The sequence below is a fragment of the Lentibacillus sp. CBA3610 genome (assembly GCF_013373365.1).
In the GTDB taxonomy this organism is placed as follows: domain Bacteria; phylum Bacillota; class Bacilli; order Bacillales; family Amphibacillaceae; genus Lentibacillus.
Window position 1 is genome coordinate 3014360 of the sequence record NZ_CP035925.1, and the last position, 13347, is coordinate 3027706.

17 protein-coding genes are annotated in these 13347 nt (G+C 44.2%); 7 read left to right on the forward strand and 10 right to left on the reverse strand.

The features are described from left to right. Nucleotides 1–9 precede the first annotated feature (9 nt). The 6 genes from Len3610_RS14745 (at nt 10) to Len3610_RS14770 (ending at nt 2578) form a co-directional block, all read left to right on the forward strand. The gene (locus Len3610_RS14745) at nt 10–255 is read left to right on the forward strand and encodes a hypothetical protein (protein WP_176448633.1); all 246 of its coding nucleotides are present in this window, start codon (nt 10–12) and stop codon (nt 253–255) included. A gap of 207 nt (nt 256–462) precedes the next feature. Further along, the gene (locus Len3610_RS14750) at nt 463–930 is read left to right on the forward strand and encodes a type 1 glutamine amidotransferase domain-containing protein (protein ID WP_176448634.1); all 468 of its coding nucleotides are present in this window, start codon (nt 463–465) and stop codon (nt 928–930) included. A gap of 334 nt (nt 931–1264) precedes the next feature. Next, nucleotides 1265–1522, forward strand: a complete 258-nt coding sequence (locus tag Len3610_RS14755; protein WP_176448635.1) for a hypothetical protein — start codon at nt 1265–1267, stop codon at nt 1520–1522. Next, on the forward strand, nt 1515–1778 hold the full coding sequence (locus tag Len3610_RS14760) for a type II toxin-antitoxin system RelE family toxin (RefSeq protein ID WP_176448636.1): 264 nt from the start codon (nt 1515–1517) through the stop codon (nt 1776–1778). The genes Len3610_RS14755 and Len3610_RS14760 overlap by 8 nt, the downstream gene beginning before the upstream one ends. Before the next feature lie 90 nt (nt 1779–1868). Beyond that, the gene (locus tag Len3610_RS14765) at nt 1869–2252 is read left to right on the forward strand and encodes a nucleotidyltransferase family protein (RefSeq protein ID WP_217994030.1); all 384 of its coding nucleotides are present in this window, start codon (nt 1869–1871) and stop codon (nt 2250–2252) included. Next, entirely contained in the window at nt 2249–2578 is a 330-nt protein-coding gene (locus Len3610_RS14770) for a HepT-like ribonuclease domain-containing protein (RefSeq protein WP_176448638.1), read from the forward strand. The genes Len3610_RS14765 and Len3610_RS14770 overlap by 4 nt, the downstream gene beginning before the upstream one ends. A 227-nt stretch (nt 2579–2805) precedes the next feature. Here the strand turns inward: Len3610_RS14770 and Len3610_RS14775 are convergent, their stop codons facing one another. From Len3610_RS14775 to Len3610_RS14815, 10 genes are all read right to left on the reverse strand, one after another. After that, complete coding sequence (locus Len3610_RS14775) at nt 2806–3306, reverse strand: hypothetical protein (protein ID WP_176448639.1); 501 nt, start codon at nt 3304–3306, stop codon at nt 2806–2808. Nucleotides 3307–3576: 270 nt separating this feature from the next. Then, complete coding sequence (locus Len3610_RS14780; protein ID WP_176448640.1) at nt 3577–3921, reverse strand: hypothetical protein; 345 nt, start codon at nt 3919–3921, stop codon at nt 3577–3579. Nucleotides 3922–4035: 114 nt separating this feature from the next. Next, nucleotides 4036–5130 carry an AbrB family transcriptional regulator gene (locus Len3610_RS14785; protein WP_176448641.1) on the reverse strand — a complete coding sequence of 365 codons (1095 nt, stop codon included), beginning with the start codon at nt 5128–5130 and terminating at the stop codon, nt 4036–4038. A gap of 105 nt (nt 5131–5235) precedes the next feature. Then, entirely contained in the window at nt 5236–6549 is a 1314-nt protein-coding gene (locus Len3610_RS14790) for a Na+/H+ antiporter family protein (RefSeq protein ID WP_176448642.1), read from the reverse strand. Nucleotides 6550–6611: 62 nt separating this feature from the next. Continuing rightward, a complete protein-coding gene (gene hutH, locus Len3610_RS14795) occupies nt 6612–8144 on the reverse strand; it encodes a histidine ammonia-lyase (RefSeq protein ID WP_176448643.1) in 1533 nt (510 codons plus the stop codon). Further along, entirely contained in the window at nt 8141–9424 is a 1284-nt protein-coding gene (gene hutI, locus Len3610_RS14800; protein ID WP_176448644.1) for an imidazolonepropionase, read from the reverse strand. The genes hutH and hutI overlap by 4 nt, the downstream gene beginning before the upstream one ends. A 195-nt stretch (nt 9425–9619) precedes the next feature. Continuing rightward, nucleotides 9620–11041 (reverse strand): urocanate hydratase, encoded by a 1422-nt coding sequence (gene hutU, locus Len3610_RS14805; protein WP_303699847.1) that lies wholly within the window; start codon nt 11039–11041, stop codon nt 9620–9622. Between the two features lie 74 nt (nt 11042–11115). Further along, nucleotides 11116–11313 (reverse strand): hypothetical protein, encoded by a 198-nt coding sequence (locus tag Len3610_RS21470; RefSeq protein ID WP_303699848.1) that lies wholly within the window; start codon nt 11311–11313, stop codon nt 11116–11118. Nucleotides 11314–11502: 189 nt separating this feature from the next. Then, complete coding sequence (locus tag Len3610_RS14810; RefSeq protein ID WP_176448645.1) at nt 11503–11961, reverse strand: arginase family protein; 459 nt, start codon at nt 11959–11961, stop codon at nt 11503–11505. 4 nt (nt 11962–11965) lie between these two features. Next, a complete protein-coding gene (locus Len3610_RS14815) occupies nt 11966–12280 on the reverse strand; it encodes a hypothetical protein (protein WP_176448646.1) in 315 nt (104 codons plus the stop codon). Nucleotides 12281–12459: 179 nt separating this feature from the next. On the opposite strand from Len3610_RS14815, the gene Len3610_RS14820 reads away from it, so the two are divergent. Beyond that, nucleotides 12460–13341, forward strand: coding sequence for a LysR family transcriptional regulator (locus Len3610_RS14820; protein WP_176448647.1), 882 nt, complete (start codon nt 12460–12462; stop codon nt 13339–13341). The last annotated feature ends 6 nt before the right edge of the window (nt 13342–13347 follow it).

A 13347-nucleotide genomic window follows, 5' to 3' on the forward strand; every position in this document is an offset into this window, starting at 1 on the left:
GAGGAAAGTGTGAATAAACTAGGTTTAATTTTTATCTTTTCTGGAGCCCTTCTGATGGGCTTAAGTGGATTAGAAAAAATACTTATTTTCACATCATTCAATGGTAATGCTCACCAAATGCAAGCCATTATTGATTTAACGCCATCATACTTATGGAACATTACGAACTTCACTTTTGGATTTGGTCTTGTATCTTTTATTCTTGGATTAATAAATTTTTTTAGAAAATATCTTTATCAAGTTATTAAACAATAGGGCGCAGTTGGGGAATAAAGACCAGCGCCCAAATGCCATTGTAGTGCACGTTTATGTAACACGATAAGGTAGAAGGGAACAAGTGCCTGTCAGTTAGAGCATCGTTATTTGGTTCGTGTATAATACGGTTCATGAGCATACTGCTTAATAAAGTTATGGGCAGTATGCTAGAATATATTCGAGAATGATAAAGGGAGGAAGTGCTATATGAGTCGACACATTGCAGTCCTTGTAACAGACATGGTAGAAGAAATTGAATTAACTGATCCTGTGAAAGCTTACAAAGAAGCTGGGCATACGGTAGATATTATCAGTAATGAAGCAAAAAAAACCATCAATGGCAAAAATGGGGACGAAATACAAGCAGATAGAGGCATAGATGAAGTAAATGCAAACGATTATGATGCATTACTCGTACCTGGCGGGTTTTCTCCTGACTTACTACGTATTAATCCGAAGAATAGTGAGTTTGCGAAAACATTTTTCCAAGATAATAAACCCATATTTTCAATTTGCCATGGTCCACAGTTTCTCGTTAATACAGACCAACTAAAAGGTAGAGAGCTAACAAGCTTTGTTTCCGTAAGAAAAGACTTGGAAAATGCAGGAGCAACTGTAAAAGATGAAGAAGTAATCGTAGATGGAAAACCTTGTAAACAAAGCAGAAACACCTGATGAATCTTCCTGCCATTCAATCGCGAATCTCTAAAGCTTTTAGAAAAATAATTCGTCGATCGTATAGGGGGGCTGTTAATCATGCAGCCTCTCTTTATTTTTTATTTGATAATAGATAAAGCGCTCATGCCCATCTGCCATGATCTTCCTCAAACGGGCGCGATTCTGGAACAATAATATGCATCCTGTATTGCGGAATGGGGCCAGTTTGTTGAATAAGACCTTCGATAGTTCTAAATTCCCCACGAAATAACTTTTTATGAAGGTATATGGAAGTGACAAACATGCTGGATCTGTAATATAATTAACTTAAAGGACTTTTGGAGGTGAAGTAATGGCAACAAAAGACATTCGAGAGTTAGCTCATCAAATTTTAGATGAATTGGAAGAAGAAGAGTTGTCTGAAGCCATTAAAGTGATACGCTATATAAGGAACCAAAATGTTGAAGCCCAAGAAACGGGCGATAAAGGTTTTCCTATTGAAACACCAACCGATAAAGAGCTTAAAGCTATAAAGCAAGCGAGGAGAGAATTCGCTAACGGCGAAAGTTATTCTCACGAAGATGTTTTTGAGGAAGAAGATTATGTATGACTTGAAATATTCTAAACAAGCAATGAAGTATATAAAAAAGCAGGATAAGCCAACAAAGAATAGAATTCAAAAAGCATTGCTCACCTTAGCTGAAAACCCATATCAGAGAGGGCTTCTGGATATTAGCTCACTTCAAGGTGCAGACAATGCTTTTCGTTTGAGAGTTGGAGATTTTAGAATTGTTTATGAAATTCATGATAAGGAGCTTTTGATATATATTGTTGCAGCCGGGAGTAGGGGAGATGTATATAAGTGAATGGGTAGTTAGCTGTTACAAAGGCGGACGCATTGTACAATTATAGGGCGCTATAATTGTACAGTGTTATGTTTTTAAATGGGTCATATTGTGACCTATAGTGAAGGAAATTTCTATATAAGAACAGATAATATTAAAACATGGTATAATATTTTTAAGATCAATGAAGAATGTGGGGGATGTGTTGTGTTATATGATGTTCTTCAAGAAAAGCGTGATGTGATTTTGAAAATAGCGGATGAACAGGGTATTCAAAATGTACAGATTTTTGGTTCTGTTGCAAGGCTAGAGGATGGATCTGCAAGTGACCTTGATTTACTTGTCGAATTTGAAAAGGGAAGAAGTTTGTTTGATTTGATTCGCTTTAAACAAGAAGTTGAAGACCTGTTAGACGTTAAGGTTGATGTTGTAACAGAAAACTCAATTCATTGGAGTATGAGGGATAAGGTATTAAACGGAGCAATTCAATTATGAAGGATGACAATGTTTATTTGCGTCATATTTTGGAGTGTATAGAAAATATTGAATCATACATCCCCAATGGCGAAAGTGACTTTTTCAGTTCAAAATTAATACAGGATGCGGTAATTCGCAATCTGGAAATTGTCGGAGAGGCAACTAAACGTATATCACAGGATTTTCGGAAGCAACATCCCCAATTGCCGTGGCGCGAAATGGCTGGATTAAGAGATATTCTAATTCATAATTATTTTGGGGTGGACAATGGGATTGTTTGGAATGTGATTGAAAAAGAAATACCAACATTAAAAGAACAAATAACAGATTTACTAAATGGATAATAGGCTATGAGAAGGCTTTGTTCTTAAATCTAAGGTCTTTTAATTCTGTTTAATTAAAGTTACATTTTAACTAATGGATGCGTTAGCAAAATTAATTAAAGATCAATTTTTGAATCCTTAATATTGTTTTTCTTCCCCAATCGGGCGCTTATCCGGAATAACTAACATTTGATAATCCCAAAATTTTATAACCGAACCAATTTTCCACGTCTGTAAAATTGGTTCGGTTATAGTTCTGTTGGTGGTTTCTTCTGAAATTGCTGATATAAAGGCAGCACCCAATGGGGGAGCTGATTAACTCGAAAAGTTGGTTTTCTGTCATTTATTTCTAGTATAATTTCTCCACCGTCTTTACTATTATCAATCAGAACAATGTTATCGATAATAGGTGCACATTCATAAAGGTGTTTAAATGACGTTTCATCCCTCCTGAGAATATCTTCAGTTGGGATATGATGACCGCCATTCCTAACCCTCATTGCAACTCTTTCGATATTTTTACTAACATTATTGAGTGCAATGTCATCAGGATCATCTTCCTCAAGTTCGACGACAATCTTAATCACATCATCTTCCATATTCTCAAGCTGTGCGGTATTTGCGTCATAACCTTGATATTGTTCATCACCAATTTGCCAGAGCAGTACATCCTCTTCTTCCCAGTTAAATGTGTCCGCATGTGATTCCGGATGGTCCTTTTCTGTATAGAACCAAATTCCGGGAATCATCAGAGGGTGACACATCAGGTGCTGTGGAACCACAATCAGCATCGGAAGTCGTTTCGTTCGAGCAGGTAACATGGATTGGAGGTTCACCGGATCGTCATAATCAACTTTTTCATTACAGAATTGCTATTTTATCATCATATCAAAACCTTGAAAATTTTCAATACTAAAGTGAAACGTCAAGTGAGGAATATACCTGAATATACCTGACAAAAACACTTATCTTTACACTATATCAGCAAGTTTACTCATAAGTCCCAGTCTTGCAATCTCTTATTCCTCAACCTGCTTCATGCGCCGCCACTGAAAGGATATCTCCATGATGGCTATCGCCAGTGCTGCCCAGAAAATACCCTTATCAAACGCAATGCCAACTTGGGATTCCCCTCCCAATGCTGTCAAAAGAGCCATCAATGCAACGATATAGATCAGAAAAAACACCTGTGACCGGAAGATAATCTTTTGATCAGGATTATGCTTGCGGTTACGATAGACTGTCACCATAAATAAGCCAAGCATGACAAGGATTAATACCTCCAACGGGACAGCATCAGCAAACGGGATACCGGGAAAATAGTCATAAATCAGCAGAACGGTTACAGATAATGCGAGAATCATTTCGATCGGACGAAAAAACTTCAGAATGAATCTTCCTTTCTATCAATTCTATCTGGTTTTATACTACCGTTTTACGGCTATTCACACCAGTCATAGAATTGCCACATCATTTTATCAATCATCCGTTTGCTTTCTTGCCAGCCATTTGAAGAAAAACGGGACAAACGACATAATGATCAGCAGCCGAAACAGCTGATAACTGGTTACGACAGATACATCACCGCCAATCGCCACTGCTGTCAGTCCCATTTCAACCATGCCGCCCGGGGCTGTGCTTAGCAAGGCTGTCGTGAAAGGCAATTCATACAAGAATGCCAGACCATAGCCAAGCCCAAGACCGAACAATACCAGGACGACCACGGTTACTCCTGTATAAGCCGTCACTTTTCGCCAATTGGGCAAATCTCTCGGCTGCATTTGCAAACCAATGTGCACACCGATGAAAATTTGTGCCAGATCAATGAATCCAACCGGTAGCTCGGGTGTGGGAAAGCCGACAAACGTCATCACGATTGTCAGCACCATTGGCCCAAGCAATAACGCTGTCGGTACCCGCAATCGGTAAAAAAGCCACGCACCCGCAACCATGAGCAGCGGATATAAAAAATATGTATACCAAGGCATGTCCAACCAGTTGATAGAGCCGTTCCCCATCCCGGATGGTGCCACGGCACTCGAATCACCGCCAAAGATATACACCGTCACAATCGGTAAAACAATGACAATCACCATTACGCGCATGCTCTGCAGGAACATGATCACAGTCGGATTGACGCCTTTGATCTCATCCATCAGCACCATGATTTGGGATAAGCCGCCCGGGACACTCCCAATCACACAGCTGGTAAGATCAAGCCCGGTTATTTTTGAAAAAATATACCCAAGCAGCAAGCTAAAGCCGATAGTCAGGACCGTTACCGCAATCATTGACGGAACATGTTCCCCCATTTCAACCAGCGTATCCTCTGTAAATGACGTGCCAATTAAATACCCAAGCAGGACCATCGCTATTTTCCGAAACGTAAACGGCCAGTACAATTCCCTCTGGGTTATAATACGCCAAACAGCAACCGTTACAAGTGAGCCAATCAGCCACGGAAGCGGTATATTCATAAATGAAAATATGGCAACACCAACCAGTGCCACCACAAGTGCCTCAGCAAATGCACGCCATTCGTTCAACATGTTCATCTCCTCTACTATGTACAAAAAAGAACCACCATGCAAAATGATGGCTCTTTGACATATTATAGAGGAAAAACGGCATTTGTTAAAGATGGCCTGAATTCACTGCCTCTGACCCTCTAAAACCTCTTATAAAACGAGCGCTGCAATCACACCACAAATTAACAAAGGAATGTTGTAATGGATAAATGTCGGCACGCAGGTATCCCAGATGTGATGATGCTGACCATCGACATTCAATCCTGATGTCGGTCCAAGTGTGCTGTCTGATGCCGGCGAACCTGCATCCCCAATGGCTCCGGACGTTCCGATTAAAGCTGCTGTCGCCAAAGGACTAAATCCAATCGATGCGCACAACGGCACAAAGATGGCGGCAAGAATCGGAATTGTCCCAAAAGAGGTGCCGATACCAATCGTAACCAGCAGTCCAACGCCCATCATAACGATAGCCGCCAGCAGATTGCTGTCCCCCAGCCAGGAACTTGTTGATGCTACAAGTTCCTCAACAGCACCTGTCTCCGTTAATACAGAGGCAAAACCGGATGCAACAAGCATAACAAACGCAATAGCTCCCATCATTTTCACGCCATCTTCCACGACAACTTCACCGTTTTTCCACGTTTCTGCCCGGAAGATAAATATGACCAATATACCGCCTAATGCTGCCAGAACCAATGAATCATAAGCAATTTGCAGCCCTAACGTAACAGCCAGACCAAGCAGTGTTACAAAATGCTTCATGTGCCACTTTTCGTTGCTTTCTTCTGTCGTTGCTGCTACCTCTGTGAATTCTGTCGGGATATCTTTATATTCGCGCGGCTTCCGGTAAGTGATTAAAATGGCAATGGCCAGTCCGATGACCATACCGGCTACCGGGATCGCCATCGCCAAGGGGATTTGCGACAAAGCAATTTCCATACCATTCGCGTTCATTTCATCAACGATAATCCCTTGGAAAATCAACCCAAAACCAACCGGAACAAGGATATAAGGTGCCTTTAACCCAAACGTTAGAGCTGTAGCAATCGCGCGGCGGTCAACTTTCATTTTGTTAAAGACTGCTAACAGCGGTGGAATAAGAATCGGAATGAAAGCAATATGAATCGGAATGACATTTTGTGATAAACTTGCAAGCCCTGCCAGTAAAAATAACACGACGCCACGCCTCCCGCGCATAACCGGTAAAATACGCCGAATTAAAAATCCCGTAATACCGGAGCGGGCAATCATCACGGCCAAAATACCCAGAAGAATATAGCTTAATGCTGTTTCACCCTGTCCGCCCAGACCGCCAACCAGGGTAGTAATAGTTTCCTCCAGTGACAGCCCCGCGGTAAGACCACCTACAACGGTTGCGATCAAAAGAGCAATAATGACATTGACACGTGCAAGACTAAGGGCAACTAACACAATGACAGACAAAACAACCGGGTTCAATAACATTTCTCGACTCCCCCTCAGGAATAATTTTGTGTTCCTTCATCAAATGCTTAGTCTTCAAATTTTCATGGTGTCAGTTGATCCAATAGGTTATGTTTATATTCAAACTTGCTGTCAGATAACGGATTTAAGGCAGCACTGACCGCTTCAATATCCTCCGAAAAAGCACGATCACTCGTTATCGTTGGTACAACAGTTCGAAAATCGCTCCAAAGCTTCCGTAATTTTGGTGCGGATTTTTCAGGTTCTTTATAATCAATCGCCTGTAATGCACAAATACATTCAATCGCGAGAACCCGCCTTGCATTCTGAATAATTGATCCTGCATGACGCGCTGCTATAGTGCCCATACTGACATGGTCTTCCTGATTGGCTGAAGATGGAATGGAATCCACACTGGCGGGATGTGCTAATGTTTTATTTTCTGAAACCAGTGATGCAGCGGTATATTGCATAATCATCGCCCCTGATTCCAGTCCAGGCTTAGGGCTTAAGAAAGGCGGCAGGTCATTAAGCTGCGGGTTGACTAAACGCTCGACTCTGCGCTCAGCTATGTTGGCAAGTTCGGCTATAGCAATTTTTAAAAAATCCATGGCTAACGCAATTGGCTGGCCATGAAAATTCCCGCCGGATATGACCAGTTCACCGTCATCGAAAATAAGCGGATTGTCGGTTGCTGCATTCATCTCAATCTCCAGCTTCTCCTTTACGTAATCGAGCGTCTGCCAGGTGGCACCATGAACTTGTGGAATACAGCGGATCGAATAGGCATCCTGAACCCGTTTGTCACCTTGTCGTGTGATCAATTGGCTGTCTTCCAACCAGTTATTCATTCGCTCCGCTACTTGTTCCTGCTGTTTATAACCGCGTGCTTTATGAATCGAAGGGTGAAACGCATCAATTATGCCGCCCAGCCCCTCTATTGTTAATGCTGCTATCCATTCACTGTCGTATGCCAGCTTCTCTGCTTCAATATAATTAAGGACGCCCATAGCTGTCATGGCCTGTGTCCCGTTAATCAGTGCCAGCCCTTCTTTTGCCTTTAACGTAATCGGCTGAATCGCCTTAGCATCCAACACGTTCTTTGCATCAACTGAATGCCCATCGCTATCATAAACTTTGCCCTCTCCAACCAAAACAAGCGCCAAGTGTGCTAAAGGTGCCAGATCACCGGAAGCTCCCAATGACCCCTGCTGTGGAATAACCGGATGAACCTGTTTATTGATCAGTTCCTGCAAAGCTTTAACAACTTCCGGACGAACACCTGAAAACCCTTTTAAAAGGGCGTTCAATCGGAGAACAACCATGGCTCTGGACACCACTTCAGGGAAAAACGCACCAACACCACATGCATGCGAGCGAATCAGATTCAGCTGCAGTTCTTCCACGTCTTCTTCGTTAATGATGACATCACTAAACTTTCCAAAACCTGTATTAATGCCGTAAACGGTTTGATGATTGGTTACGATCTCATCTACAGCAATCCGGCTATTTCGAACATCTGCCATGCTCTGTTCTGATATGGTGACGTCTTCCAAGTCCAGACAGATTCTTTTCATCTGGTTGATCATCAACGAATGACCTGTTAATTCAATCATTTATGAGTCCTCCCATTATTGTCTGCAACCACCGTCTCTCCCTTTTTAATAACCGTCTCAATATGATTCATCCCATAGTTGTACGACAGCATCATATAGTTCGGTACGTCAAATATAGCAATGTCAGCTTGTTTTCCCACCTCCAGACTGCCAATTTCATCAGCACAATCAATCGCATGTGCCGCATTAATCGTGGCTGCTGTCAGGACTTCTTCCGGGGGCATGCCCATTTTCAGACAGCCCAGATTCATGATGAACTGCAGGGATAATGTTGGCGATGAACCGGGATTGGCATCGGTCGACAGCGCTACAGGCACCCCGTTTTCAATCATTTTCCGTGCATCCGCAAATTCCGCCATCAGGAAAAAGGCTGTTCCAGGCAGCAGGACGCCCATCACATCGTTCTCTGCCATCTTGCGGATACCTTCATCAGAGGCTTTCAATAAATGATCAGCAGAAATAGCACCGACTTCTGCTGCCAGCTCAGCTCCGCCATATGGCTCAATTTCATCAGCATGGATTTTCGGAACCAGTCCATATTCCTTGCCGGCTTCCAAGATCCGACGTGACTGACCCGGTGTGAAAACACCCCGCTCGCAGAACACATCGTTAAATTTGGCCAGGTTCCGCCGTGCCATTTCCGGCAGCATGTCATCAATTACGCGTCTGACAAATGGTTCCGGATTGTCCCGCTCATCAATAGGAACGGCATGCGCTCCCATAAATGTAGAGACAATATCCATTGCATGATCCTCGTTCAGTTTCGCAGCAACCTCCAATTGTTTAAGTTCATGCTCCAAGGACAGTCCATACCCACTTTTGGCTTCCACTGTCGTGACTCCATACTGGAAAAATGTATCCAGACGATACTTCGACTCTTCATAAAGCTGATCAAAATCTGCATCCATTGTCGCTCTCGTTGTCGCATGAATCCCGCCCCCGGCATTCATGATTTCCATATACGACTGACCTTTCAGCCGCATCACATATTCATTTTCCCGGGTGCCGGCATGAACCAGATGTGTGTGCGGATCAATCAGACCGGGTGTAACCGTCTTCCCGGTCGCATCAATCACCTTTGCTCCGGCAATCAATCCCTGATATTGCTGTTCGAGATCTGCCAGCGTGCCAACTGCCTTGATTTTCCCGTCTTCCACGAGCACACTGCCATTTTCAATCATAGTCAATTCGCGCATGGCATCACGCTTCGCCGGACGTTCCGAATGCCCTGCCATTGTCACGACTTGGGCTGCGTTTTTGATTAAAAGTGTTTGTGCCATGTATGTGCCTCCTCTTGTTATTCTTGACGAATAAATTTTTCTATGATGCTCCTCTACCACTTATTGCCATCTACAGCGTTTTTCTAGTAATCTATTGCAAATTTCGATTTAACTATAGCGATTCCCGCTCAATCTACAGCGATTTCACACTCTTCTACAGCGCTGCGCTTCAGGTGGCAGCGACAAAAACGATGACTACTCTTCCATATTGTTCAGCATTGGAATATTGACACCTTTTTCCCGTGCGGTTTGTTCCGCCAGTTCATAACCTGCATCAACGTGCCGGGCAACCCCCATACCAGGGTCTGTCGTCAACACCCGTTCAAGCCGGGCTTCTGCATCCTTCGTGCCATCTGCAACTATCACCATCCCGGCGTGCAGTGAATACCCCATGCCGACACCGCCGCCGTGATGCACACTGACCCAACTGGCACCGCCGACACTGTTGATAAGCGCATTCAAAATCGGCCAGTCCGCAACAGCGTCACTGCCATCTTTCATGCCTTCTGTCTCACGGTTTGGCGAGGCCACCGAGCCGGAATCAAGATGGTCACGTCCAATGACAATTGGGGCTTTCAGTTCGCCGCTTGCCACCATATCGTTAATGATTTTACCGAATCGGGCGCGTTCCCCGTAGCCAAACCAGCAAATCCGTGACGGTAGTCCTTGAAAGCTGATTTTATCCCGCGCCATACGGATCCAGTTGCAGAGCGATTCGTTATAGCTGAACTCTCGTAAAATGACGTCATCCGTCTTATAAATGTCTTCCGGATCACCCGACAGCGCCACCCAGCGGAATGGGCCTTTGCCTTCGCAAAACTGCGGCCGGATATATGCCGGAACAAATCCCGGAAAGTCAAATGCCCCCTCAACCCCTTCATCCTTAGCGACTTGACGAATGTTGTTGCCATAGTCAAACGTGATGGCACCCTGTCGTTGCATCGCGAGCATCGCCTCCACGTGACGGGCAATACTTTTCCGGGACAGCATCGTGTAATGTGCTGGATCCTGACTGCGCAAATCTGCCGCCTCCTCCAGTGTCATATCCACCGGCACATAGCCATTTTTTGGATCGTGCGCTGATGTCTGATCGGTCAGTACATCCGGGACAAACCCTTTTGCAATCATGTCCGGCAAAACTTCCGCAGCATTCCCAAGCAGCCCAATCGATAGCGCCTTACCCACATCGCGTGCTTCACGGGCCAGCGTGAGCGCATGATCCAAATCATCAACCTGCGTATCAAGGTACTTCGTTTCCAGACGCCGATCAATCCGGTGCTGATCGACTTCAACAGTAATGCAAACACCATCATTCAGCGTTACCGCCAATGGCTGTGCGCCACCCATGCCGCCAAGTCCTGCTGTCAATGTAATTGTTCCCTTCAAGCTGCCGTCAAAATGCTGGCGCGCACATTCCGCAAATGTTTCATATGTTCCTTGTACAATCCCCTGACTGCCGATATAAATCCAGCTTCCGGCCGTCATTTGGCCGTACATCATCAACCCTTTTTGATCGAGTTCATTGAATTGATCCCAATTAGCCCATGCCGGAACTAGATTGGAGTTTGGCCAGCCAGTACTTTCGGTGCGTCCTTGTGTGCGTACGGAAACCCGCAACAGGCTTGCCTGGACTGCACGAGGAGCGTCCTCATCATTTTCCAGCCGCTTTCATCTCCCTGAACAATCGCCCTTCATAGCCTTGCCCAGTTTGCGTGCTGCTTTTTTCCGATACCGCCCGTAGAACTACCAGTCATCCGGATTTTCCGCCCACGTCCCGGATTCAGGTTGTTGTTCAGCATCCGGAGTGCTGCTTCCTGAAGCCACCCTTTTGTGTGTAATTTTTCGTGCCGCGATAAATACTCAACCGTATTTTCGTTTTCCCCAGTCATACCACCATCTCCCTATCATTTAATTTTAAAGCGCTTACAAAACTGCCTATTTATGAAATTCCCGTAATGGTTTTCTGCCACTAGATTTGCCGCAAGCTTTGACCGTTTCTATCCACTTTCAATCCACCAGCGGGGTTCACTTTCCGATATATCAAAACTCAATGTATTTCGCCCTTCCCCGCAATATAGTCAAAAGTGTTTTTTCACCGTTTTCGGATCAAGCCCCAGCGGTGACGGCGCACTCACACCCGGAGCCGCTGATGCCACAATCGAATCGGTGCATAATGTCATAATCAGATAATCATGCCGTTTTGAAAAATCATCGATCGCAGCAAATGAATCCTTAAAGTCATTCACTCCAAGATTTTTCTCCAAAATATACTCACAACCGAATTTTTCAGCAGTCTCGAATAAAGCTTTTGTATTGCCAAATTCCTGGATCCCCAGGCACATATAACCAGCCTTATCATCTTCCTCTAAAATTTGCCTAAACATCGTACCTGACGATGGCTCAGGGTCATCACGCATATCGAAATGCGCATCAATATTGATTATTCCGAGCGTTTTGTCAGGTCCTATAAACTCCCTTGCACCAAGATAGTGCCCATACAGCGTTTCATGTCCGCCGCCAAGAACGGTGGGTGTCATCCCTTTATTTAAAACACCTGCTACGTGCTGACCAAGTTTCAGCCTGTGCTTCCTCCAGCTTTATTTTCCCTCGCAGTATATCGTGCCACCATCGGCAAATCTCACCTGATGCATCCAAATGATACGGCAGTTTTAGCCAGGGGACTGACGAATGGCGTCCGGAGCCTGTGCAGCACCCTGCCGGCCCTTGTACGTCTAACACCTTCATCACTGGCAAAGCCGATGATTCCGAACCCTTTTTAACCGAAGTCAGATCATCCAGCTTCATCCATTTGACCATCTGATGAATCGAAAGCTCGCCCGAATCTTCAGTACCCAATCAACCCTGCCGCTCCAAAGCTTATTGTCTGTTTGCATATAAATATTAGACCACCCCACTTCATGCTGCTGATTTCAGAAAATAGTTATTATACTTAATATTATATTTTAACTGTGCTATAATTACTAATACTTATTTATTATATTTCGATAGTTTTTATCTATAGAGGAGTATAAGCGATGGATATCCGCCAATTAAACTATTTCATCACCCTTGTTGATGAACAGACTTACACGAGAGCTGCCAATATACTGCACATCTCACAACCATCTTTGAGTGCTGCAATCAAAAAACTGGAACAGGAAGTCGGATTGATTCTCATTGACCGCTCTGATCGCCAACTCCGGATCACGAAGGAAGGCCAGATTCTTTATCAGGAGGCTCAAAAATTGCTCCGGCACTATGAGCATGTTTCCTTTGAAATGGACAGGCTCAAGCAGCAGGGACCACTTGAATTATCAGTAGGCCTGATCGAATCCTCGATGTTTTTTGTGCCTGACATTCTAAACCGATTTAAACAGGAATACCGTGATGTACGCGTCAGCCTTCTGGAAACTCTTAGTCTCGGTGATGTAAAAAAGGCTTTGAACAACTTTGATATCCATCTGGCCATCACCAATCAGTATATTCACCAGGAAGATATCAAAACCATCCCGATTTACGAGGAAAACCTCGTCGCACTCATTCCTCCCGAACATGCATTGGGCCATAAAAGCTCACTTCACATTCATGATCTGGAAGGCGAAAATTTTATTGTCTGCAAAGAAGGATTCCAGACACGGCAGGACATCTTAAACGCCTTCAGCAAATCAGGTGTCAAACCGAATATCCAATTCGAAATTGAACGATTCGAAACCGGCTGCAGTCTTGTGGAAGATGGTCTTGGCATCACTGTCATCCCGGAAAATTACGTCCGCTATTCCAAACAGACAAACTGTGCTATCAAGAAAATCGATGACGTCAATATCTCGCGCATCGTGTATCTCGCCTATGACAAAAACCGCTACCAGCCACCGATTGTGATGCGGTTTATCGCATTAGTGAAAGAATTTTTTACGTGAGGGGGG

Excerpts from the sequence above, each read along its gene's own strand:
- Len3610_RS14775 (WP_176448639.1), bottom strand. The coding sequence starts at position 3,306 with ATGATTCCCGGAATTTGGTTCTATACAGAAAAGGACCATCCGGAATCA.
- Len3610_RS14810 (WP_176448645.1), bottom strand. The coding sequence starts at position 11,961 with ATGACACCCACCGTTCTTGGCGGCGGACATGAAACGCTGTATGGGCAC.
- Len3610_RS14755 (WP_176448635.1), top strand. The coding sequence starts at position 1,265 with ATGGCAACAAAAGACATTCGAGAGTTAGCTCATCAAATTTTAGATGAA.
- hutI (WP_176448644.1), bottom strand. The coding sequence starts at position 9,424 with ATGGCACAAACACTTTTAATCAAAAACGCAGCCCAAGTCGTGACAATG.
- Len3610_RS14760 (WP_176448636.1), top strand. The coding sequence starts at position 1,515 with ATGTATGACTTGAAATATTCTAAACAAGCAATGAAGTATATAAAAAAG.
- Len3610_RS14770 (WP_176448638.1), top strand. The coding sequence starts at position 2,249 with ATGAAGGATGACAATGTTTATTTGCGTCATATTTTGGAGTGTATAGAA.
- Len3610_RS14790 (WP_176448642.1), bottom strand. The coding sequence starts at position 6,549 with ATGTTATTGAACCCGGTTGTTTTGTCTGTCATTGTGTTAGTTGCCCTT.
- Len3610_RS14750 (WP_176448634.1), top strand. The coding sequence starts at position 463 with ATGAGTCGACACATTGCAGTCCTTGTAACAGACATGGTAGAAGAAATT.
- Len3610_RS14780 (WP_176448640.1), bottom strand. The coding sequence starts at position 3,921 with ATGATTCTCGCATTATCTGTAACCGTTCTGCTGATTTATGACTATTTT.
- Len3610_RS14820 (WP_176448647.1), top strand. The coding sequence starts at position 12,460 with ATGGATATCCGCCAATTAAACTATTTCATCACCCTTGTTGATGAACAG.
- Len3610_RS21470 (WP_303699848.1), bottom strand. The coding sequence starts at position 11,313 with ATGACTGGGGAAAACGAAAATACGGTTGAGTATTTATCGCGGCACGAA.
- hutH (WP_176448643.1), bottom strand. The coding sequence starts at position 8,144 with ATGATTGAATTAACAGGTCATTCGTTGATGATCAACCAGATGAAAAGA.